This is a genomic window from Flavobacterium sp. (genome assembly GCF_003525665.1).
GTDB lineage: Bacteria > Bacteroidota > Bacteroidia > Flavobacteriales > Flavobacteriaceae > Flavobacterium.
Window position 1 is genome coordinate 8,962 of record NZ_DQDX01000109.1, and the last position, 557, is coordinate 9,518.

1 protein-coding gene is annotated in these 557 nt (G+C 23.5%); it reads right to left on the reverse strand.

The genetic code is table 11. The features are described from left to right. Window positions 1-16: 16 nt before the first annotated feature. The coding region (locus DIU01_RS07975; RefSeq protein ID WP_290833263.1) for a hypothetical protein at window positions 17-557 on the reverse strand (541 nt) is incomplete at its 5' end.

A 557-nucleotide genomic window follows, 5' to 3' on the forward strand; every position in this document is an offset into this window, starting at 1 on the left:
CATATTTTTTTATAAACTAATCATTCCACCGATTAAATTCATTTTTGATTATTTTTAATATTTGATTGTAAGAAATTAATTCATCAACATCTGCATAACTTGACAAATAAGTTTCAGGATTATTAAAGATAAAATTATTTGTTATTTTTAAATTTCTAAAATTCACGAAATAACTTTGACCATCCACAACCGACATTACATTTCTTGCGATAGAATATTCTCCATCTATAAATTCAATTTTACTCTTCTTTAATTTGTAACTAATATCTTTTAAATTTGGTAATTTATCAATATCAGCAAGTAAAAATTTTAGCCAAATTAAATTTGCATTTTTTGCTTTTAATTTACCAAGATTTTCTTTGGGAAACTCAATCACGTCAATCTTTGTAGGAGATTTAAATGCTTTGTTGTAGTAAAATATGTTAACAACCCATTCATTTTTCCCTTTATTGTACATTCTAAAAATTTTCATTCCATCTGTTGTGGAAAAGTCTTTATAAATTCTGATTTCATTCTCATATTCAAGAGAATCTGGTAAATTTAAACTTTTATTTATT